Below are 24895 nucleotides of genomic sequence, written 5' to 3'. Positions count from 1 at the left end.
ATTTGCCGAAAAAGGGCGGGCAAATATTTGACTGCGTACCCAAATATTTACATTTCAGTGCGCCTTGCCTGCAAGGACCCGACGAGACTGGGAGGAACTGCTTCTGAAATCTTTTTTGCGGCGATTGCCAATTGATTGCGTACCGTAAGCTCAGAGATGTTTAATATAGAAGCGACTTCTTTGTATCGCAAGCCATCGCCTCTTACCAATTGAAATATCATCTTGCATTTTGAAGGTAGTCGATTGATGATCTCATTTATTCTTGCAACTATTTCAGATGAAATGTAGATGTCTTCAGGAGACACTGCACTTGTCAGGTCAAAAGAAATATCGTCCAGGCTAACCTTGGGATATTTATGATGATGAGTAATGTAATTGAGTGAAAAATTCTTGGTAATCTTAAAGAGATAATCAGTGAGGTTTTCTATATCATGAAGCCTGCCTCGTATGGTCCACAGTTTGATAAAAACGTCAGAAACAATTTCTTCCGCCACTTCGTTCGACTTCACAAAAGAGAGCGAAAAACAAAACAGTTTTTCAAACAAAAGTTCATACAACTGACTATAAGCTTTCATGTCATCACAAAAACCAATTTGCTTCTGCAAATGTTTTATAGTTTCATTATCTCCCATATAAGCAATCGAAATTCTGGCGTTAATTATTTACTATGGCAATTTAATAAATAATTGTCAAAAATACACTTTTTAAATCAGGAATTAGAAATCAGGAGTTAGGAAATAGGAATGTCTCGGAAGATTTTGATGGCTTGCACTAAAGTCTTAGTGAAGCTTAGTGTACTTAGTGTCTAAGTGGTCGCAAGGTTGGTTGCTTTATTTCGCCGTTGCCGGTTCACAAGCAGCTTGATGTTTTTAGGTTCGAAAGATTTACCACTAAGGCACTAAGAGCACTAAGCTTCACTAAGAAGAACAGGTTGAGCAGTCTACTCTGCGCCGTCAATATAATACCAAATCAAAAATCATATCAATCATGAAAATCATGACAATCTGCGTTCTCACTCATTTTCAAATTAAAAAAGGCCCGGCGAAAAACCATCAACTGCCGGGCCATGCTTGCTTATATAGAAAAACAGTTTACTCGTAACCTGGGTTTTGTTTGAGGTTGCTGTTTTTTGATATCTCTGTTCGCGGTATAGGCAACAATGTTTTGTTGGCATTGCTCTTAGAGTGGTCGAACCATGACTTGGTAGTGAACACACCGAAGCGTATCAGATCCTGTCTCCTTCTTCCCTCCTGATCAAACTCCCATGCCAGCTCATCGAGCATTCTTCCGTACTTAATATCAGCGCCACCTTCTTCAGTAGTGTTGAGTGTGGACCGAAGACCGTAATCATAGTTGCTTCCCTTTAGTAAGTCTGCGCCTGTAACGGTTGCCTTAGACGGGTTGTCTTTAAACGCGCGTTGTCTCACCTGTGTTACCAGTACGGCTGCATCATCTTGATGGCCTGTGCGCAACAAGCATTCAGCTTTCATCATGAGGATGTCTGCATAACGAAACCATGGAAAATCGTTGTCGAGAATATTTGTTGTTCCGGATGCTATCTGGAATTTGCCGAGGCGATAACCATGCACTTCTTCCGACGCGTCGATGTTCGGTACTTCGTTTAAATAGTTTAATGGTTTTCCACTGTATGATCCAAGTCCGCACAACAGCATACTTCCATCGGCTCCGTATTGCTGCCCTTTGATCCAGTTGTTTTTTAGACGACTGTCGCTTGCATCAAAAGAACTGATGAACTGTGGAATCGCCGACATGCCGCCCCACGGCGCACTCAGCAGGCTGAATGTCTTTTGGTTCTCCGGCTCCAGCGATTGCATGTGAAGATCAAATGCGTTCCATTCTGTGGTGTATTTGCTGTCGATTGCAAGACCAAAGATGATCTCTTTTGAGTTCTGATTTTCCGTAACGAAAACGTTCTTCTGGTCAGGCTCCAGAGCATAACCTGCACCTGAATTTATTACAGCATCACACTCTGTAATACATTTGTCCCATGCCGCGGCACCTGTATAAACCTCTGCATTTTGATACATTTTTGCAAGTAAAGTGTGTGCTGCCCATTTGTTGAATGTTCCGTATGTTGCTGCATTATTATCTGAACTGAGTAAGGAAATATTGTCTGATATTTCTTTTACAATAAAATCATGCACTTCTTTTCTCGTGTTTTGCGCAGGTAAATAACCAGCGGGCAAATCGAATTTTGTTACGATGGGCACGTTGCCGTACAAATCGCAAAGAATGGAATAATAAAACGCTCTCAACACTTTCATTTCTGCCAGCGTTGAATTTTTCACAGAAGAATCCTTGATGGGTATCAGGTTGTTTTCCACCTGGTAAATGATGCGATTGCAGGTGGTAATGCCTGAGTACGTGCGGCTCCAGCCATTTACTACAATGCCTTCGTCTGGCGTCCATGCGTGCTGATGTATTCTTTTGTACACGCCTCCATCCACCCATCCGTTGGGGCGTGCGGGTATCAGCTCCTGGTCGCCGGACAACTCCTGTGCACGCCATGTGCCGTCCCAGAACAATAGTATTTGTCGCGAATAGGTATAAGCCGCACCTGTAAGGGATGGTATGTCGGCTTCAGTAGGATTAAACTGACTGGCTATGATTACGTTTCCGCTCGTGTCTTTTAACTTGGTGCAACCTGTGTTTGTTGCAATCGTTACGGAGCCGGCAAAAATTATAGTTAGTATTCGATTGAGTTTCATATTAGACTGAGTTATTTCGTTAGAAATTTACATTCACTCCCAAAGTGTAGGTTCTTGTTGTTGGATACTTGTCGCGATCATCATCACCTGGGTTAAGGCCAAGCCTGTTCACTTCAGGATCTACACCTTTATATCCGGTGATAACAAAAGTGTTGAGCGTGGTTGCGTACACACGCATGCTCTTGATGTACTTTGAATGAAGTTTATCGAAATTGTAACTCAATGTGATGTTGTCGATTTTCCAGAAGTCGCCGTTCTCAATGTAATAGCTGTTGTATTCGAGCGGCGCAGTCAGCAATGCTTTTCCGTAAGGCTTGTTGTAGGCGCTCTTCAGGCGATTGTAGTTCTGCAAAGTTGGGTTCTCATAATACATTCTCTGGAAATTCAGTATCTGGTATTTGAAGGCGCCACGCATGGTTACACCCAATTCCCATGATTTATAACGAAGGTTGTTGTTCCATGCTGCGTAGTATTTAGGCAGACCATTACCCAGCACTTTCTTGTCTTCGAAAGAATGCGCGAAGTCTCCATAGGCAACAGGTTTGCCATCTTTTCCTTCGTATATCCATTTGCCCTGGTCATCCAGGCCCATTACTTTAAAGCCATAGAAATCACCAATGTTTTGACCCACGTTCACGATGTGTGTAAATGTTTGGATTGGTTCGCCAGTGCTGCCTGTTGTAAAGTAGTTGCTGGTAGCTTTATACAAATCGTTGGAAAGACTTTCAAGCTTGTTGGTATTGGTAGAGAAGTTAACGCTGGTGGTCCATTGGAAATCCTTTTTGCGAACGGCAATGAAGTTCAAACTAACTTCAAGGCCTTTGTTCTCCATGGTGCCTACGTTTGCTTCTGTAGTTGGAAACAAGTTTGGCGGGCTAGGTACTTCATAGTTGTACAACAGGCCTTTGATTCTGCGTATATAGTAATCAACATTACCGCTGAGTCTTCCGTGCAGCATGGTGAAGTCAAGACCAATGTTTGATTCGTGTTTCTCTTCCCATTTCAAATAAGGGTTTGCGTTTTGTGTGGGCCCGAGCGTTTGTATCCACTCGCCGTTTGCATAGTTGTAGGTGCCGTAACCAATTTGTGCAACACCCAGAAACAGTGATGCAGGCGGGTTTCCGGTCACTCCATAACCACCGCGCAATTTAATATCATCGAATAATGTTTGTCCCTGCATGAAGCCTTCTTTTGTAATGCGCCACCCCAGTGACACGGACGGGAATGTGCCCCAAGGTTTGGCTGCACCATACAACTGGCTCGCTGCTTCACGACGCAAACTTGCCAGCAACAAATATTTGTCTGCGTAGCTGTATTGCAATCTGCCAAAGAAGCTGATGAGGTTCGTTTCTCCTTTGTAGCTGTACATTGTACCCTTTCCTTCTTTCAGCGCATTACCCAACTGTATACTGCTGTATCCAAAAATATCTGTTGGGAAGTCGTAGTTGCGTTCGTAAAAATTGAAGTATTCATTTTCCTGGTAACCGTAACCACCCAATACTGAGAAGCGGTGGCGGCCCAGTGTTTTAGCATATTCTGCTGTGATCTCTGCGAGGCGGTCGATGGATTGTACTGTGCCAACAGCTGCGTATCCGTTCAGGCCATCGCGTATGGTGGAGATGTGTTGTTTTGTTTCAGAATAACCGGCTTCCTGGTTAAGCCTTGTGTAGGAGAACAATCCATTGAATTTCAATCCATCGATTGGAGTGAAAGAAATGTTTGCACTCATGCGGTTGGTTACACTCTGCGTTTTACCATCACTTTCGTATATGCGCGACAGTGGGTTCTCGTAGTTGAAATTGCTTGTTTGCTGGAACCATGTACCGTCTGCATTTTTTGTGGGAGATGTGGGGTTAAAGATCAGCGCCTGTCTGTAAACATAACCGTTGAAAGTACCCCCATCCTGCGTTTGGGTGAAGTTGTTGTTTTGACTTAACAAACCCAGGTTGAACTTCAGCTTGTCGTTAAACATGCTGTGATTGATATCTGCCCTGCCGGTGAAAGTAACGTTATCAGATTTTAGAAAGATACCTTGCAGATAACGATAGTTGGCAGATACGAGATAATTTGTTTTGTTGTTGCCGCCACGGAACGTAACATTTTGTACAGTAGAAACGGGCGTGCGGGAAATTTCTTTCAACCAGTCTGTACTGCTGCCGAGATTCCATGAAGAGTCACGCAAGCCGTCCTTGATCTGCTGTCTGTAATCGTCTGCAGTAAGCATTTCCATTTTGCGGGCAATGGTTTGTGTACTGAGGCTTCCGCTGTATTCAACGCTGTTAACGTTGTTGCCTTTTGCTCTTTTGGTGGTAATCAGGATAACGCCATTGGTACCACGAACACCGTAGATCGCTGCAGCAGAACCGTCTTTCAATACATCAATCGATTCAATGTCTTCCGGAGCAACGGTTTTCAGGCTGCTGGGAATACCATCCACCAATACCAATGGGTCCGTGTTGGCGCCAAACAAAGTGGTATTACCTCTCAGCAAAATTTGTGAGCCTGAGGTAGGATCACCGCTGGAAGAAGACACGGTAAGACCAGCTACTTTGCCCTGTATCAACTGACCGGCATCCAATACAGGCCCTTTTACAAAATTCTCAGATTTTACAGAAGCTACAGCGCTTGTCACATCTGCCTTGCGTTGGGAACCATAACCGATTACTACCACTTGTTCGAGTTCTTTATTGGATGCTTCCAGCGCAACTGTGAGCACGGTATTTTTCTTTACAGGAATTTCTTTTGAAGAATAACCCACTATGCTGAACAACAATACAGAATTGTCGCCGGTAACCGTAAGCATGAACGAGCCATCATCCCTGGTGCTGGTACCATTGTTGGTTCCTTTTTCCATAATGGACACCCCATGCAATGGTTTGCCTTCTGCATCGGTTACTTTACCCGTAATGCCTATGCCAATATTCGCGGTTTCCTTAATTGTGTTGGCGTCAAGAATCACCACCAGTTTATCGTTTACCTTTTTATAGCCGAGTGTACTGTTTTGCAGCAATATTCCCAATACATCGTTTAGCTGTGCATCCGTTACGTGAATGCTCACTTTCTGATCTTTGCTGATAATACGGCTTTGGTAAACGAACCGGTAATAATCCTGTTTTTCAATAGCTTTTAACGCATCTTTCAACGATACGTTGTCAAGTTCCAAGCTAATTTTCTGACCATAACTATTCGCAAATGATGGTATGGTAAATACCAATCCGAGAATAATTGCAAGCTTCGTCATTAAAAGACATTTAATAGTTAACCTGGCCGTCCGGGGGGACAGTCCAAATCTCATTTTTTTCATACTTTTGCAAGAGTTAAGTTTTAAGATGACGGCTTACGCTTAAGCCGTTTTACATTTGACTTTACACGGAGGATGTTCCCGCATCCTCCGTTTTTTTCAAAAAAGTTTTAGGTATCGTTTTTCATATAGCAGCGTTTTGGTTAATGAATAAGTAAATGTTGGAGAAGAACAGTTTTGGTTGTCTACAATTCCCGTTGCCAACAACCGACTCCGACCCTCTCTATGGTTTTATGGTTACTTCGTTCTTTCTTATCGTATAATTGAAATCTCCTGAGAGCTTCAGTGCGTACAGTACCTCGTCAATATTTTCGTTATCAAACACTCCGTTGTATTGTGTTTTCTTAAGCTTGTCGCTTTGTATGTTCACGCTTACGCCGTACCAGCGTTCCAGTTTAAGTGCCACCTGCTCAAGCGTTTCACCATCAAAGACGAGTTTGTTTTTCGTCCACAATGTTTCCATGCTCAGGCTGTCGTGGGATTTATCAACGTAGTGCACGTTGGTGAGCGACATCACCGGATCGATGGTATTGCTGTGCGTGGTTTTTAGATCTGCAACAATGGCGCTGTCATTTTTTACAATAAGCTTTTCGCTGGGGTTCAGTATGATCTTTTTGTTGGGATCGTGTTTTAGCGTGATCTCCACAGAGCCCTTGATAAGAGAGGTTTCCGTAATCTTTTCGTCGGGATAGGAACGCACATTGAAAGCGGTTCCCAAAACTTTAATGTCAATCGCATCTGTGTGAATGATGAATGGGCGCTTAACATCCCTGGCCACATCAAAGTATGCTTCACCCTTTAGTGTTACCTGTCTTGTAGGGCCGTTAAGATCATTGCCATAGGCAATATTACTACCAGAGTTGAGCCAAACCTGGGTGCCATCTGGCAGGGTCAATTTTGTTTTAGAGCCGTTTCTTGTAGAAACGAGATTCTGCGCGGTTGTGGCGTTTGGTATTTCCTCAACCGGATGATTTTTGTAGATGAGCGCGGTAACGGCTATAACGCAAGCAGCGGCTGCGGTCGCGCCAATAAACCACACTCTTTTGTATAGTGATCTTCTTTGTGTTGGCGGTGCAGGAGCGGGTTCTACGGGCTCGGTTTCATATTGCAAACTATCTTCAGAAAGGTGATTACTGAGTCGCTGCAAGTGCCGGTTGAATGCACTGTTCACGTCGGGTACGTTTCTTTTTGTTTTGCTGTGCCAGGCTTTTTCAAGAATTTCCAACTGAAAGCTTAAGGCAGGAAATTGCCTTACTGCTTGATCGAATTCCTCAAGTTCTTTCTCGTTGGCCTCTCCAGACAATTTTAACATTGCCAATTCCCAGAATTTTTCTTCAGTCATTTATAACAGGATATATCATTAAGACAATGAAATCGCGATTATGTACCAAAGCCTAGATAAGTTTTTTTTGAAATATCGTTAAGTGAAAAACAAGTCGCTAACATATTAATGCCCTACGGGCAATACTGCCGTCGCCGCCTGGTGAAGTCTATTGATATTGTTTCCCCTACGGGAAACTTTTGCCCATTGGGCATTAATATCAATAGATACTATGAAAAGAGAAGGGACTATTGCCCGTAGGGCATTAACAATTAGGCTGTTGACGCATTTCTGAATATCCAAACCGACGTAGTTTAATGAATAATAATCTGCGGGCGCTGCTTCTGTTCAATCGGGCTTCGACAAGCTCAGACACCAAGAACATTTTTCGCTTCGCGAGATTTAACATGTCGCGCCTGCGGGTCTGGCTTTAATGTTCTAAATTCTATCTTTTCTGCTACTAACGTTTCGCCCCTCCGGGGCTTGTCTTAATTGCTAAGCCTGTTTTTTTAATGTTGACATGTGGCCGATCATAGACAATATCAACATTGTAGGGTACAAAGCCCCAGAGGGGCTAAACGTCAGTAGAAAAACACACAAAGGGGTAACAAAATACCAGCCCCGTAGGGGCGACATGTTAAATGCCGTCTGTTTCTTAATTCTATGTAATGGGTAATTGAACTGTTTGTTTTTTGAAAGAAGGTTTCGACATCTAAACGCATTGATATAAAAAACAAAAAACCTGTATAAAACTTTCATTTTATACAGGTTTCAGTCAGCTTGCGTTTTCCGGTTAAGAACCCGTAAGTGTATTAAAACTTGATATTAAGCTTTTGGGAAACAAGTTTTTCGTCTTTATAGCATTCGAAGAACCATTCGTTGTTTTTTCTGAATAGTACGCCTTTCGAAATGCCGTCATCTGCAATAAAAACATCCTGTTGTGAGGTTTTTAGCAACGTCATTACTTTTTTAGGCGTGGTGTCTATCAGTTGGTAACCGTTTGGGTTAGGCTGTGCATACAACACATTGCTGTTTTCGGTGACTGCTGCCGGTACACCAACCGCCACCGCCGTAGTTGCGGCTGCGACTGCTGCTACAGGCGCTGCGCTCGTGCCGGGTGCAGCAAGCATAGGAGCTTTTGTGCTGTCATACTTATACTGTGCCGCATTCAGCGATTTGAAAGCATTTTGCAACGCTTCCGAATAAGCACTCTGCCATTCTTTCTCCGAGCTTTTACCCTCAGTGCTTTTATAGACAATGTTGCCCTGGCAATCTTTCAACACTAAGGTTAAGGCAGTAACCAAAAACTTTTTCTTCTCGGTTACTTCCGCTTTTAATGCATTGCATTTGTTAGCGGCAAGTTCGGCCGGCAACGTTTCGTCAGCCATGAATGCGGAAAACCCTACTCCTTCCAGCAATACTTTGGTAAGCGTGTTTAACCCATACTGATTATCTGTTTTCAAAAATTCATAGCGTTGGGGTACCAAAACATACTTGTAACTATTGATGGTGTTCTGTGCGCGAACCGTTACAGCTAGTGAAACTGCCAATAATAATGCAACTATTTTCATATGAGTTATTGTCGTGTTGTAACGAAGATATAGAAACTTATTATTTGACGCGCTTTGTTTTCTCCAGCTTTAATTCTTATTTTCTTTTAAGTAAACCGGGCAATAGTTCAGTCCCATCCAGTCGTACTTTTTAAATTCATGAAGCAGGCGAGGTTGAAAATCGCTCCAGCTTTTTTGCTCTGGTGCGGTCCACTGTACTTCACTCATGGCGCTAAGCCTTGGCAACAACATGTATTCAACTTTTGCAGGATTGCTCATGTATTCTGTCCACATGTTAGCTTGCACACCAATGATGTATTTGGCTTCTTCTGCCGACAGCGCCGCAGGAACAGGATTGTAGCTATACACGGTTTGAATTGGCAACAAACCACCGATGGTTAATGAATCTTCATTTTTTGAATTGGAATGGTCGAAATAGCAATAGCCGCCCGGTGTCATAATAACATTGTGATGTTGTTTGGCAGCTTCTATCCCGCCCTCTTCACCGCGCCAGCTCATCACTGTTGCATTCGGAGCCAGTCCGCCTTCGAGTATTTCATCCCAGCCAATGATGCTTTTGCCTTTGGAGTTTATATATTTTTCCATTCTTTCAATGAAATAGCTTTGCAAAGCATGTTCATCTTTCAGGTTGTTTTCTTTCATTCTTTTCTGGCACAAAGGGCATTGCTTCCAGTTTGTTTTGGGACATTCGTCGCCGCCTATGTGTATGTACTTAGCGGGAAACAACGGAATGATCTCGTCTAAAACATTCTGCAGGAAAATAAATGTTGAGTCTTTGCCGGCGCAGAAAACATCGTCATGCACGCCCCATGTTTCCTGTACAAATTTGATCCTGTTTTCTTGCTGAGCCTGTCTTACGCTCTCCATAGAAACCATGTTGATTGGCAAAGGCGTAAAGCGTTTTGGGAAACAGCTAAGCGACGGATAAGCTGCGATGGCCGCACTTCCATGTCCTGGCATTTCTATTTCCGGAATAACTGTAATGTAACGAGCCGCTGCATATGCAACAATGTCTTTTACCTGCTCCTGTGTGTAATAACCAGATGAAGGTTTATTGTCATTGCCCTTGCCTGGATAGTGACCGATGATCTCACCGTTTCTTTTCGAACCGACTTGCGTTAACTCCGGATATTTTTTGATCTCAATGCGCCAACCCTGGTCTTCTGTAAGGTGCCAGTGAAAAACATTGAGCTTGTACATAGCCAGCAGATCAATGTATTGCTTTACAAAGTCCACATCAAAAAAATGGCGGCCCACATCCAAATGTGCGCCTCTGTAAGCAAAGCGCGGAGCATCTGTTACTTCTACTGCCTGTACGGAAACGGTGCCTGTTTTTTGAATCGGCAATAATTGAATCAGCGATTGCACGCCGTAAAAAACACCTTCTTCATCATCACCAACAATGGATATGTGTTTACCCTGAACAGTTAAATGATAGGCGCCTTTGATAGCATTATTTTTAGCCGCTATTTTCAGTTCGATATCGCCCTTGCCCTTGGTTGTTACTTTGGTTGAAATGCCATACATTTTAGCAACATAGTCTTTCAAAAATGTGGCTGACTTCATAGTAGCGCCTGAAGTCTTAATACTTGCGTCGGGTTTAATTACAAACGTACCTTTTCCCGCAACCGCAGAAACGGGCTTTGGCGTAATAAAAATCTCCTGTGCCGTGACACTTGCCAAAAGAAAAAAGCTGGCTGCAACTGCAAACAATCTTGAGATCATAACTCGTGTTTAACTTTTATTTTTAAATAGAGGGAATGTTAACGCTTATTCCATGGTTTCTTTACCGCTGATATGCTGCGCCTGATTTTCCAGTAAATCAAAAACAACAATTTTATTTGTTCCTTTCTTTAACCACGAAGCGGGACAATACAATCTTTGTTGTGGCCCAACATACCAGTAGCGGCCCAAGTTATGACCATTCACCCATACTATTCCTTTTTTGTATTGACTCATATCTATGTAAGTATCGGCTGTTTGCTGCAAGTTGAAGGTTCCCTGGAAAAATGTACCGCGGCGGTCTGCATCTATGGCAGCAGGTTTTACCTGGTCTACATATTTATCTGCAAATGGTAATGGATAAATTTCCCAATTCATCAATGTCATTCCATTTAGGGTGACCCTGTCTGTTATGCCTTTTCTGTCGATCATAAACTGCGCGAAATTGATATGGCCCATGCCTTCTACCAATATTTCCAATTCCGGTTCTTTCACATCAGTTTTAGGAAGATCAACGGTCCAGTGCCCACCACTTCTAAAAATGGTATCAATGAATTTTCCATTCAAAAACACCAGCGCATAGTCATGAGGTTCGGTAATGGTTAACTTGCCGCTTTTGTGCCCTATCAGTTTTGTTTTGTACACCATCATGCCCTGGTTCTGGCCGTAGTATTCAAATGGCTTGGGCTGTGCAGCCTTTACCGGTTTTGGCAGATTGCTCCACACTGATGAATATGCCTGCATAGTAATCTCAGGTATGTTCATTGCCGGTATTGGCGCTGGTATCGCGGGCACGTCTTTCACATATTTGGTGATTAGGTTGCGTAGTGCATAATATTTTGGCGTGGCGCGGCCTTGCTCGTTTATTGGTGCGTCATAATCATAGCTGGTAATATCCGGTTGGTATTGTGTGGCGGAAAAAGCATTGGCACCTGCCGTAAAACCAAAATTGGTTCCTCCATGAATAACATAAAAGTTAAAGGAGTGACTGCTATCCAGCAAGAATTTTATTTCTTTCAACAACCCAGTGGTATCAGGCCTTGCCCATTTCTCACCCCAGTGTGTAAGCCAGCCGGGATATGTTTCACTGCTAAAAACCGGAACGCCAGGGTTCGTTTTGTAAGCCAATTTAAAATCGTTTGGATCTGAGCCGGAATCGAGTCCAACAGCCAAACCTGGCAGTGAACCAGCTTCGAGCATATACGTCGTAGCTCCATCTGCGGTGTAAAACGGCGTATTAATGCCGTTACTTGTCCAGTAGGTGTGTAATGTTTTCAGGTACTCTCGGTCATTACCGAAACTGCCATATTCATTTTCGATCTGCACCATGAGTATATTGCCGCCGTTGGTAACAAGGTGTGACTTGACAATGACAGACAACTTATTTACATAACGTTTAACAGCAGTCAAATAGGTGCTGTCCATGCAACGAAGTTTAATATCCGGAGTCTTCAAAAGATAAGAAGGCAAGCCTCCGAAGTCCCACTCTGCGCATACGTATGGGCCCGGACGCAGCAATACCCACATTTTTTCTTCCTCACATATTTTTAGAAAGTCGCCGATATTTCTGTTTTCAGAAGTGAAATCGAATTTTCCCGGCGTTGTTTCGTGGTAGTTCCAAAACACATACGCGGCAATGGTATTGCATCCCATAGCTTTGGTCATTTGTATACGGTGCCGCCAATATTCTTTGGGAATGCGGCCCGGATGCATTTCTCCGCTTATAATCTGAAACGGTTTGCCGTCAAGTAAAAAATCTTTCTTTCCTAAACTAAAAACATGCTTACCCTGTGCGTAGCCGCCTGACAGCACGAAAAGAGAGACGACGACAAAAAGTATTTTCTTTATCATTATTTGCAAATATTTCTTCTATTGATGATTGTTGCAGAGTATGTTATAAAAATCTAAGATATTGACATAAATATATCAAACCGCACATCAAAAAATCTTATCAAACGGTTGCGCAATTTTTGTCTTTTTCTAAATTGGCAGCTTTTCTTCCCTTTGCCCAGCACACTTCTTTGAGTTGTGTGCCCGTTTCAACTACCAAATGACCACTGAGCAAAGAAAAATAGTACAGCAAAATGCCAATATCCCACAGTATAATCTTTCTTAAATGATTGCTCACTCCTGCTTTTCAAGCACTGAATAACTGAATAACCGAATAACTGAACTTCAGGTGCATCAGGCATTCAATTATTCAGTTATTCGGTTATTCGGTTACTCAGTTACTCATTATATTCTTCCCCTCCAATAATCGGTTGTAGCGCATTAAGGCTTCCAGTAAATAATAATCGGCATAGACCAGAGGTACGTCTATTTCACTGTTATGCGGGATGCTGCCGACGCTGTGTTTCAGCAAAAAATTTCCGTTGGTGCCGGGCAATGCTTTGTATGCAGGGCCTGTTAATGATTCTAACATTTGTACGGCCGCTTTGTAATACGTTTTAGCATTGCGTCCTGTATAAGTACTTAACTCAAATAAAGCAGAAGCTGTAATGGCAGCAGCAGATGCATCACGGTATTTTACCGTCACCTTCTTCGCATATGATTTTATGCCGGGCACATAACCTGCTTCCATCGTATTGAAATCCCAATAAGGCACTTTGTCTTTTGGAAGTTCTGCCTGGCTTAAGTACCAGTCGGCCATTTTTTGTGCTGTTTCTAAAAACCGTGGATCTTTCGTTTCTCTGTAGGTCATGGTAAAGCCGTAGATGCCCCATGCCTGCCCTCTCGACCATGTTGAATTATCTGCGTAGCCCTGTGCTGTTTCCCTGCCGGTTACTGCGCCTGTAATGGTATCATAGCACACTACGTGAAATGTGCTGAAATCCGGACGCACCTGGTTCTTCATGGCTGTCAATGCATGCGTCACTGCGATATGCCGGAAGCTGGTGTCTCCTGTTATCTTCGAAGCGAAGAACAACAACTCAAGGTTCATCATATTGTCAATGATCACGGGGAAATTATATGTCTTGTTGTCGTGCCATGTCTTGAAGCTGTTCCATGACTTAATGCTTCCTGTAACCGGACTGAATCTTGTACTCAAGGATTTCGCAGACTGTACCAATATATCCCTGTATGACTTGTTGCCGGTGAGTCTGTAAGCATTGCCATAACTGCAATACATCATGAAACCGAGGTCATGGTGACGGGTAAAATATTGTAAAGGAGCTAAGCCTTCTGTCCATTTGGTAGCTGCTGTTTTTAACGTGGTGTCTTTAGTATATTCATATGCGTACCAAAGGCTGCCGGGAAAAAAACCTGAGGTCCAGTCGTACATATCGGTGGAAACCAGTTTTCCGGCTTCGTTGATTGAACGTGGAAATGACGTGGTATTGTTCTTAGTGTCCTGCAACATCGCCTTCAACTGTCGCTGAGCATATTGAAAATTGTCTTCAACAAACATTTTGTTTTTGCTATCTCTATTGTCATTTCTAAATGCGACGAGCATGCAACAAAGTGCTGTTATAAAAAGAAAAGGTCGACTCATGGTTTTTTGTATCATTAAATATTTTGTTAGGATCACGCAAAAGCAATTTTTTATGCTGCTGCTTGCTTCAAAACGACAGTTGTTTTCTCTTTTGTTGGTTAAACGACATTCGTTTATTTTCTTCTACGCATTATTCAATTGTTCGCGAACAAATGCTGTAATCTTCTACGCTGGCTTGTTGAAAATCTATCGCTTTGCGATGTTTAACATGTCGCCCCTACGGGGCTGGCTGTAGACTTTCTATATCGTTCTTTTCCTACTAACGTGTCGCCCCTCTGGGGCTTTGAGTCCGACGGCATGATATCGTCTTCGATCGGCGACATAACAATTGTAAAAAACAAACTTACATTTAAGACAAGCCCCAGAGGGCGACACGTTAGTAGCTAATGATGAGCTATGACGAATCAAATACCAGCCCCGTAGGGGCGACATGTTAATCGTCGCGAAGCGAAATAGCTTCGTCGTGTCTTATGTTTTTATTTTCCGTTGGCTAAAGCCGAACGGCAATGAAATATGCCTTACCGTGTTTGATTTCATTTATGATCCGCACATTACATCTTGCACTACAAACCTTTCATAATACTTCAAACAACTACACCTACTTCATTGCCGCTTGACTTTAGCCAACGGTATTAAAAATCAACCTAGTAAACCCAGCCCGGTGTTGGTGTCAGGTTTTTATTCAATTCTATTTCTGCTTTTGGAACCGGCCATGTGTACCAGTAATCGCCTATCCATTCGTAAGTGGTGCCGCCCGTGCTTTCTGTTCCACCCCATGCGTGCTGTGCCACCTTCTGGTCAAACTTTGTTTGCTTAAGGGTTTTCCAGCGCATCTCGTCGAAGAAGTTCACGCCTTCTCCCACCAGTTCACGACGACGTTCATCACGCACGTAATTGCGAGCCGTTGTTTGATCAGCAAATGAAGACGCCATTGTCGGCATTGTTACCCTGTCTCTTACTTGCTTCACTTTGTCCATCGCACCATTGAGGTCGTTCATTTCAACCAAAGCCTCTGCCCACATAAGCAACACATCAGCATAGCGAATAATCGGCTCGTCAACAGGATTTTGTTCTCTGCGTGCATACTCCAAACCATCTCCCACAAATTTTCGATGGATATATTTGAATTCTGCCTGGGCATTACAACTTCCTGAAGTGTAGTAGGTGCCTGGCAAACCTGTATTTAGATTTGGTTCCGCGCCTGACTGGTCGATATAATATTTTCCTGTTACAGGGAATCTGTAGGTGTACATTCCCTCTGCTGTAGAATTGCTGTTTACTCCTTTGAAGTTGGAGTATGGAGTAACCACATTGTACGTTAAACGTGGATCTCTGTTTTCATAAGCCTTTTTAAGGCGAGCCTCGTTGCCTTCTGTCAGATACAGCGCCTTCGCGGTTGCATTCAATTTGTTCAACTCAGTATTTACAGCGTTAGTAATGGTAGAGTGAATCACCGTTCCATTAACCTTTTGATCCCTGATGAAAAATACTTTTCTGTTTGCCGTACCCAATGCACTTATCGCATCCCATTCAGGAATGTAGTCTGACCAGCTGAAAGGCTTAACTGTGTTAGCATCTACCTTCTCTTCGTAAAGGTTTACCAGTGCAGGTGTTATCTGCAGATCTGTCCAGCATCCCCTGCTGTCTTTTGAGCCTTGTTGAAATGCTGCACAATATTTTTGCAATCCTGTACCATAGCCGGTTGGATCTTCAATATACTGCACACTCAAAATCATTTCCTGGCAACGTTCCTGTCCTACTTTAAATAGTTGTTTGTAGTCAGGGTACAGGCTATAACCCATCTCTCCTACTTTGGCGAAATCAGCAGCAGCGAGGTCATATTTTTTTGTAAGCAAATAAGCTCTTCCTCTCAAAGCATAAGCGGCACCTTTGCTGGCACGACCTTCGCCCTGAATCTGGTTTTTTGCCAGAGATGGTTCGTTGATCGCATCGGTCAAATCCTGGATCACCAGGGCCCACACATCAGCCTCGGGACTTTGTCCTTTGTTGGCATCTGAAGGGCTGATTGGTTTCGTATAAATGGGAACGCCTAAACCTTCACGACCATATAGTTCATTCAAACGCATGTAAAAAAACGCACGCAAAACTTTGCATTCTGCAACGAGACGTTTCTTTTTGTCTTCATTCATAGGCGCTGCTGGAATATTCGCAATGGCGCTATTGGCGCGGTGTACACCATCGTAGCACCATTTCCATGTGAAGCTGAAAAAACTATTACCAGGTGTTACGGCACTGGAAAACAAGTTGTTCATATTGTACTCTCCCTGGCCCGACATTCCAAAACCCTCGTATCCATAATATCCGATGTTTGTGCTCGTTCCAATGATACCATCACTCAGCACCGGATGTTGTAAAGAATAGTAAACGCCTATTACACCCTGATCCACGAGGCTTTCTGTTGTCCACATCGTGCCGGAAGAAATTTTATCATGGGGTGACTGATCCAATATTTTTTCGCAAGCAGGCATGCTGATCAATGCGCAAATGATCGCTGCCAGGTATATTATATTTTTCATTGTTTTTTTCATTGTTGGAGTTAATTAAAAAGTAAGTGTTACGCCTCCTGCAAACAATTTCGCAATCGGGTAAACAATCAAAGAGCTGCCCAATTCAGGATCCACACCCTGGAAGTCTTTATTCTTAAAGGTTAGCAGATTTTCCCCTGAAACAAATAGTCGCAAATTGTTTATCCTCGCACGGTTCATCCAGCGTTGTGGCAAAGTGTATCCAACCTGCAATGATTTCAATTTCAAATAAGATGAATTGTATAAATAGAAAGTGTTTGAAACCATGATGGAGCTTGCAGATAATAATCGCGGATATTTTCCGTTCACATTCGCATTCGGGTCATTCGCCGGATCGTAGTTAGCGTAATCTGTATTTGCTTTTACTGCATCATAGGAATAGAATTTTGTCCATGCATCTGCAGGTAGCCCATCTCCTGTATTGGCTAAAATTGAGCCATTGGCGCCGCGTTCGTTGATGTAGCTGAATGCGCCCAAACGTCCTGCCCACAGCATGTTAAGGTCGAAGCCTTTCCACGCGGCTGTCAGATTCAAACCGAAAGTGAATTTTGGAATAGAAGATTTTCCGGTAAACTCGCGGTCATCATCGTTGCCATATTTGCCATCGCCATTTACATCGGCCATCAGCATTTGACCGTACCAGATATTGGCGGCACCAGGACCTACAGTATTATTGTTGAAAGAATAACCAGCAGCAATCATTGATTTCACCCACTCCAAATCTGCTTTGGAACGTATCATTCCATCTGTTGGCCCACCATTTGGATTAACTGTTCCATCAGCTCTCATGTGGCTTCCATCTCCAGAATAAGGTTTGCGCAAGAAATATTCATCTATCATGTGACCTTCTACTCGACGGTTATCTCCACCGGTTGACACATCAGCAAGATTGGTATAGCGCCATGTTGGATTGCCTGTCATATCAGGCTTAGAAATATCCTGTGCGTAATTCAAAGCGCCTTTGAATTTGGTCACCTCATTGGTGTTGTAAGTAACGTTGGCGCTGATGCCATATTTGAATGCAGAAACATGATCGTTCCAACCCAGCGTCAATTCGATACCTTTATTACCCATGGATGCAGTGTTCGACATTGGTGCGCTGATATTACCCATGGTCAGGTAAATGATGGCAGGCGTGAGAATGTCAGACGTTTTGCGGTAGTACATATCCAGCTCTGCACTCAGGCGGTTTTGCATAAACCTCGCATCAAGGCCAACGTTGTAAGTTGTCAATTTTTCCCATGACAGGTCAAGGTTTTGAATGGTTTGTTGTATCACGCCATTGGCAACTTGTTCATTGAAAACGTTGTTTACTTTCTGATACAAAGTTTGCCAATCATAGTTGCCACTCACTGTATTGCCCAACGTACCATAAGATGCACGCAGCTTTAAATAATTGATCGTTCTTTTTGTCGATTTAAAGAATGGTTCATTGCTGACTACCCAACCTGCAGAGACTGAAGGGAAGAGACCATCGCGATGTCCCGGAGCAAATTTGGATGAAGCATCAGAACGCAGATTTCCTTCAAGCAGGTATTTGTGATCATACGCATAGTTCACTCTTCCGAAGTAAGATAACATTGCATACTCCTGTTTAGCAGATCCACCAATTGATTCCATAGTGGCCGCAGAAGTGATGTCTGTAACGCTCCAGTCAAGTAAGCCTTTTTTAGTGGCACTGAATCCACTGTTCTGCGCATAGTATTGTTCATAGCCAAACAAACCGCCAACATCGTGCTTGCCAAACGAACGTGAATAGCGCAACAACAGGTCAGCTGTATAGGTTGAAGAATTATAAGAGTAGCGATAAGAAGTCGCCTGGTCAAGGTTTCCAATACCTTCTTTAGGGTTGTCAAAACTTTCGCGGAAACTGTATTTCGGTAAATTCAGCGAATAGTTTTCATCTTCACGCATGTACTCGCTGTAGTTGAATCTTGCTTCGGCTACTATTCCTTTCCAGATGTCCGCGTTAGCATACCATGAGGTATTGATGCGGGTGAAATTGTTCATGCCACCATTTGCCGCCACCTGTTGCAGAATGTTGTCTTTTTGCGTGGTATTGGGATCTTCACTCGCTCCGTATTTTCCATTGTAAATAGGTGTAATCGCAGGAAAAGCCTGAAGCAAATAAGTCATTGATGTGCTACCCGGTTGTTTAAACTCTTTGGTAGCATAGGTTTGAGTTCCGAAAGTGATCAGGTCCGCAATCTTTGTCTCAAGGTTTACACGCACGTTATAACGCTGCATGCCGGTGTTAGACAAAGTGCCGGGATTATTTTGATAACCAAGCGAGGTCATGTAAGATGAGTTCTTACCACCGCCGGTAACGTTAACACCATATCGTTGATAATAGTCAGGCTGGAAAAGAATTTGCGCCCAGTCTGTATTTGGATATGCCAGCCAGTTGGGAATTGTTTGTCCCGTTACCGGGTTCGTGTAAATACCATTAGGATTGGCATTTGCAGCACGCCAGTCATCGATGGTAGACTGTGCATAGTCTGGAGATGTTGTCGTTGGGTTAGCATTTACTTTAGCGATGTTATGCAGTTGCATCCAGTCTGCCGTGTTTGACATAAATTTCAAATCGGTCACCGCTTTTTCACGGGCATACATCGCATTGAAAGTTACTTTAGGTGCTTCATTTTTTTTGCCTTTTTTAGTGGTGATCAAAATGACACCGTTTGCAGCACGCGATCCATAGATGGCTGCGGAAGCTGCGTCTTTCAGAATGGAAATGTTTTCAATGTCGTCTGTGTTCACGGGCACCATGTCAGCAATTACCCCATCCACCAGGATCAGCGGGTCGCTGTTGTTGAATGAACCGGTACCACGTATGCGAATGGACACGCCCTCATCACCTGGGTTGCCTCTTCCCTGCGTAACACTTACACCCGGGGCCGTACCACCTAGTGCAGCAGCAAGGTTCATCACCGGGCGATTGGTCACTTTATCTGCGGCAACTGTAGAGACGGAACCGGTTAAGTTGGCTCTTTTCTGCGTGCCATAACCCACCACTACCACATCACTCATTGTACCATCTTTGGGTTTCAGAGATACTTTAAAAACAGTTTGGCCACCAACTGCTATTTCCTGTGTTTCAAAATTTACTGAAGAAAATATTAAGATATCTCCCGCAACTGCATTTACTGAGAATTTACCGGCATTGTCGGTATTAACGCCGCCGTTTTTGTTTTTTACCACAACAGATACGCCAGCCAGTGGTTGATTTTTTTCGTCGGTCACAGTGCCGGTTAATGCTTTAGACTGTGCCATGATTAATAAGGGAAACAGAAAAAGAAGGAAACTTCCCACTATACTTTTTATATAGCAGTACTTGTAGTCATAACTAAGCAATCTCATAAGCTTGATTTTTGGTGATTGGTTTTTTACATTATTGTAAAGGGAAATTTTGGTTCATACGTGTCGGGCACGTGGTACTACAAAAATCACCGGCAAGCCAGAAGGGATAGGGAGAAAAGTCTAAATATTTAGGGCGAAAATTTTAAACGATACCTTAATTGATTGATTATCAATGAGGGGATTTAAAGAATAAGGACATAACTAAAGAACTTTTTAAGATTGAGTTTTAGCAACCAATAAAGAAGGGCTGCTTGTCATCCCCACGAAGGAGGGATCAGGGTCTTTTATTAGCAGCATGTTTATGCAAGTCTCAGATCCCCCATCGCCGGGATGACAAGCTACGTTCTTTCAGTTTTTTATACCAGGTTAACGAAACAAAAAAATGGAACGTCTTATGAAAAACTGTAACTGCAAGATTTGACAATCATTTTCCGAGACACAAAAAAATACATCACAAAAAACCGGGATGAATTCCAATTACTACTAACTTCATTTTTTCTTGCCAAACCAAACGGATGCTTGCGAATGTCTACTGCTGAGAAGGTTAATAGTATGTCAACTATTCCAAAACGAACTGTCTTTATTATTATCTGCTTTATGCTTTTCCTCAAAATGGAAGGGCAAAACATTGCATTCAATCACCTTACGGTTGAGCACGGCCTGTCTAACAATGCTGTTCTCTCAATAACCCAGGACAAACAGGGTTTTATGTGGTACGGCACTTCTAATGGCCTGAACCGTTACGATGGACACGTTTTTAAGGTGTACAAAATGAACACGGCCGACAGCACTACCCTTTCCAGTGATAATATTCTTTCCCTTTTTTGCGATAAATCAGGCACGCTCTGGGCGGGCACTTCCAATGGTTTGAATCAGTATGATCCGAAAAACGATGCCTTTATAAGAGTGCCATTGAAGATAAATAACGAGGTCGTTAATGGCCGGGTGGTACACTGCGTTTATGAAGACAGAAAAAGCAATCTTTGGGTAGGTACGCAAAACGGCGTCTATCTACTAACTGACAGGCAAAATTTTACATGTCAACCTTTTCTCGTTGCAGCGCCAGGTAATCCGGGTAACACCATCTATAGCATTTTTGAAGATCACGCCGGTCAATTATGGGTAGGCACCAACAACGGGCTCACAAAAATGAAATGGGTAAATGGCGCTCTTACAAACGAAACATACCGTCATGATCCCGCTAATCCCGGAAGCATTAGCGCCAACTATATTACAAGCATTGTAGAAGACCCGTCTGATAATCTATGGATTGGCACGCAAAACAGCGGTGTTAATTTATACAATCCGTTGACCGGTTCATTTTCGCATTTTTCGCACAGCACCACACTGTCAACCGGGATCATAAATAATAACATCCGTCAAATTATTGCAGACAAAGCTGGCAAGATATGGGTAGCAACGCAAGAGGGACTCAGTATTATAGAACCATTCGGCGGAAATATTCATTCTTACCAACACGACATCAGCGATAAAAAAAGCCTGAGTCAAAATTCGATATACAGCCTTTTTGTAGATGCCAACGGTTCGGTTTGGCTTGGGACATATTTTGGAGGTGTCAACATTATTTATTCATACAACACCAGCTTCACCATACTGCAAAACAAAGACAATCGCTTTGGCATAAATAATAATGTGGTGAGCAGCATTGTGGAAGATGGTAAACACAATTTGTGGATAGGCACAGAAGGCGGCGGTTTGAATTATTTTGATAGAACCAATGGTGTATGCACGATTTATAAAAACAAACAGAATGATGCTTCGAGCCTGGGTTCAAACCTGATCAAAGTAATATGCAGCGATAAAGATGGCAATATATGGGCCGGCACACACGGCGGTGGATTAAACTTATTTGATGCAGGCTCCAAAACGTTTAAAAGGTTTTTGTTCACGGGCAATGATCTGACAACATTGAACAGTGAAATACTGGCTTTGTTAGATGATAGCCAAGGAAGATTTTGGGTGGGCTCCAACAACGGCTTATATATATATCGGAGAAAAGATCGTGCGCTGGAACCATTTGATCGCAAGGAGTTGAAAGGTGCTACCGTAAATGGAATGGCGAAAGCTTTACTCGAGGATTCCAAAAAAAGAATATGGATCGGTACGGTATCGGGCTTGTATGTTTTGGAAAATAATGAAATCAAAGTCGTTAACTCTGAATATCAGATCAACTGCATCAAAGAAGATATTAGTGGTAATATATGGCTGGGTCTGTACAACGGAGGGCTGGCGATGTATGACGCAGCAAAACGAGATTTCATTTACTACACAGAGAAACAAGGACTTCCGAATAATAATGTTCTCGGCATACTGGAAGCTGATGAAAAGACCTTGTGGCTGAGCACTGATAATGGGCTCGTAAAATTTGTTCCGTCGCAGAAAAGTGCGCAAACTTACACCGTGAGCGATGGACTTGCAGGCAATGAATTTAATTACAACTCTTTTTACAAAGACAGCAGGGGTGAATTTTTCTTTGGTGGTTATAATGGTCTCACAAGCTTTTTTCCGGATAAGATCGAAACGAATAAATATGCTGCACCCATTGCATTTACGGGACTGAAGCTATTTAATAAACCCGTTGGCATTAACGGAGATGATGGCCTGCTTCAAGAGAACATAGGATATTCGAAGGATATAAGTTTTCGTTACAACCAGAATGTTTTTACCATCGAGTATGCGCTGCTCAATTTCATTAAAAGTAATAAGAACAGGTACGCCTATAAACTGGAAGGATTTGACAAGAACTGGAACGAGGTAACTTCAACCTCTGCCACTTATACCAATCTGCCATCCGGTACATATACTTTTATGGTAAAGGGGGCGAACAACGATGGCGTTTGGAGCGAACCTGCTATTTTGAAAATAAACATTCTACCGCCTTTCTGGCGCACATGGTGGGCATATGGCATTTATGTCTTAATCCTTGCTACCATTGTGTTTTTCGTAACACGTTTTTTCTTCCTGGGTGCGTTATTGAAAAAGGAAGAAGAGTTGCACCAGGCAAAGCTGAATTTGTTTACCAATATTTCACATGAAATACGCACTCACCTTACATTGATAATGACGCCAATGGATAAGATGCTGGACAGGGAAGAAAAAGACAGCATGACTTATCAGCAGCTGACCAATGTGAAAGGCAATGCCAATCGTTTGTTGAAACTGGTGAGCGAACTGATGGATTTCAGAAAAGCGGAATCCAATCATTTAAAACTCCATGTAACTAAACAGGATCTTATTCCTTTCCTTCAAGACATTTATGCCAGCTTCCAGGAGTTGTCGTTGGCAAAAAAAATCAGCATTTCTTTTCTTCACAACGCAGAATCCGTTTCCTTATATTTTGACAAGGAGCAATTAGAAAAAGTATTCTTCAACCTGCTAACAAATGCTTTTAAGTTTACTCCGGAAGGTGGACAGATCCTTTTAAACGTTGAGCAAAAACAAGGTTCCGTGCAGGTAACTGTAACCGACAATGGCCGAGGTATAGCGCCTCAGTACATCGATAACCTGTTTACCAATTTCTTCCAGGTGGCAGATCATGGCATGCAGAATACCGGCTATGGTATTGGGCTGGCGTTGTCAAAAAATATTGTTGAACTGCATAAAGGAACGATTGCAATAGAAAGTGATCCGGCCAGCTCAGAGAAACAAGGCAAAACCTGCTTTACAGTGACATTGTTACCCGGCAATAAACACTTTGAAAATAGCCAACTCACGTCCGAAGCAACGCATGATGAAAAAGCAATTGAAACAGAACACAAACAGGTAAAACCTCTTACGTCTGACGTTTCATCGTTTAGCAATGATTCCGATAAGCCCTATACGATCCTTATTACAGAAGACAACGCCGACCTGCGGGCAATCATTCGCGAAACTTTTGAAGGCAAATATCAAATACTGGAAAGTGTGCATGGCTTACAAGGTTGGGAAACGGCCATTGAGCAAATACCCGATCTGATCATCAGTGATGTGATGATGCCGCAAATGGATGGGTTTCAACTTTGTCAACAGTTAAAAACAGATGAACGAACCAGTCATATTCCTGTGATCTTACTCACTGCAAAAAGTTCGCAAACTGACCAGGTGAGCGGCCTGGAAACCGGAGCTGATCTGTATTTGACAAAGCCGTTCAGTACAAAAATCCTGGAACTGAATGTTCGCAATCTACTGTCGTCCCGCGAAAAAATGCGGCACAAATTCAGCCTGCAAATCAATCCTGCATCGATTGAAAATGCAGTCGCTGAGATGGTAGAAGAAACATATGTAAATCCGGTTGATAAAGAGTTTTTAGACAGAGTGATTAAACTGATAGAAGATCACATGGACGATCCTGCTTTTGGCGTAGACATGCTGTCTAAAAAAGTAGGCATGAGCCAGCCGGTGTTGTACAAAAAATTAAAAGCTGTTACTTCCATGTCTGTAAACGATTTTGTGAAATCACTACGAATGAAACATGCCGCTCATCTTTTACAGCAAAAGCATTTGGCGGTATATGAAATAGCTTACACTGTAGGATATAGCGACAGCAAATACTTTAGCAAGGAGTTTAAAAAGATTTATGGAAAGTCGCCGAGTGAGTATGCGGATTAACAAGCATGCGGCGTGCATTGCAAATGATATCACTATTTCAACTTACAGGCAAATTCGCATCGTCATTGCGAGCCACAGAACATATTGGCTGTATAGATATTTTCAAGCACTTTGCATTAAGGCCAGTTTGGCGAAGCAATCTCCACAATTCGCTGCAAAGATTGCTTCGGTCCGCTCTCTTAATTTTTAATTTTCACTCAGGATCCATAGTGAGTGCACGGCAGGGCCTCGCAATGACGTCGCA

At 42.8% G+C, this 24895-nt stretch carries 11 protein-coding genes; 1 reads left to right on the top strand and 10 read right to left on the bottom strand.

Translation table 11 applies throughout. The features are described 5' to 3' along the window. Positions 1-47: 47 nt before the first annotated feature. The 10 genes from KTO63_RS25580 to KTO63_RS25535 form a co-directional block, all read right to left on the bottom strand. On the bottom strand, positions 48-605 hold the full coding sequence (locus KTO63_RS25580; RefSeq protein ID WP_217795056.1) for an RNA polymerase sigma-70 factor: 558 nt from the start codon (positions 603-605) through the stop codon (positions 48-50). Positions 606-1091: 486 nt separating this feature from the next. After that, positions 1092-2729, bottom strand: a complete 1638-nt coding sequence (locus KTO63_RS25575) for a RagB/SusD family nutrient uptake outer membrane protein (RefSeq protein WP_217795054.1) — start codon at positions 2727-2729, stop codon at positions 1092-1094. A 19-nt stretch (positions 2730-2748) separates the two neighbouring features. After that, positions 2749-5970 (bottom strand): SusC/RagA family TonB-linked outer membrane protein, encoded by a 3222-nt coding sequence (locus tag KTO63_RS25570; protein WP_232373338.1) that lies wholly within the window; start codon positions 5968-5970, stop codon positions 2749-2751. 283 nt (positions 5971-6253) lie between these two features. Further along, a complete protein-coding gene (locus KTO63_RS25565) occupies positions 6254-7342 on the bottom strand; it encodes a FecR family protein (RefSeq protein ID WP_217795050.1) in 1089 nt (362 codons plus the stop codon). Positions 7343-8163: 821 nt separating this feature from the next. Next, a complete protein-coding gene (locus tag KTO63_RS25560; protein WP_217795048.1) occupies positions 8164-8922 on the bottom strand; it encodes a hypothetical protein in 759 nt (252 codons plus the stop codon). A 69-nt stretch (positions 8923-8991) separates the two neighbouring features. Continuing rightward, a complete protein-coding gene (locus KTO63_RS25555; protein WP_217795046.1) occupies positions 8992-10647 on the bottom strand; it encodes a beta-N-acetylhexosaminidase in 1656 nt (551 codons plus the stop codon). Between the two features lie 45 nt (positions 10648-10692). Next, positions 10693-12495: a beta-galactosidase gene (locus KTO63_RS25550; protein ID WP_217795044.1), complete on the bottom strand. Its 1803-nt coding sequence runs from the start codon at positions 12493-12495 to the stop codon at positions 10693-10695. A 373-nt stretch (positions 12496-12868) separates the two neighbouring features. Continuing rightward, positions 12869-14137 carry a glycoside hydrolase family 88 protein gene (locus KTO63_RS25545; protein ID WP_232373337.1) on the bottom strand — a complete coding sequence of 423 codons (1269 nt, stop codon included), beginning with the start codon at positions 14135-14137 and terminating at the stop codon, positions 12869-12871. Between the two features lie 644 nt (positions 14138-14781). Further along, positions 14782-16674, bottom strand: coding sequence for a RagB/SusD family nutrient uptake outer membrane protein (locus KTO63_RS25540; protein WP_217795042.1), 1893 nt, complete (start codon positions 16672-16674; stop codon positions 14782-14784). Between the two features lie 24 nt (positions 16675-16698). Then, positions 16699-20043, bottom strand: a complete 3345-nt coding sequence (locus tag KTO63_RS25535) for a SusC/RagA family TonB-linked outer membrane protein (protein ID WP_217795040.1) — start codon at positions 20041-20043, stop codon at positions 16699-16701. A gap of 597 nt (positions 20044-20640) precedes the next feature. Between KTO63_RS25535 and KTO63_RS25530 the strand changes: the two genes are divergently transcribed. Then, a complete protein-coding gene (locus KTO63_RS25530) occupies positions 20641-24651 on the top strand; it encodes a hybrid sensor histidine kinase/response regulator transcription factor (protein ID WP_217795038.1) in 4011 nt (1336 codons plus the stop codon). Positions 24652-24895 lie beyond the last annotated feature (244 nt).

Source organism: Pinibacter aurantiacus, from assembly GCF_019130065.1.
Taxonomy (GTDB): Bacteria; Bacteroidota; Bacteroidia; order Chitinophagales; family Chitinophagaceae; genus Pinibacter; species Pinibacter aurantiacus.
Note: the sequence above shows the minus strand (reverse complement) of the source record. Positions and strands in the feature narration are given on the sequence as shown.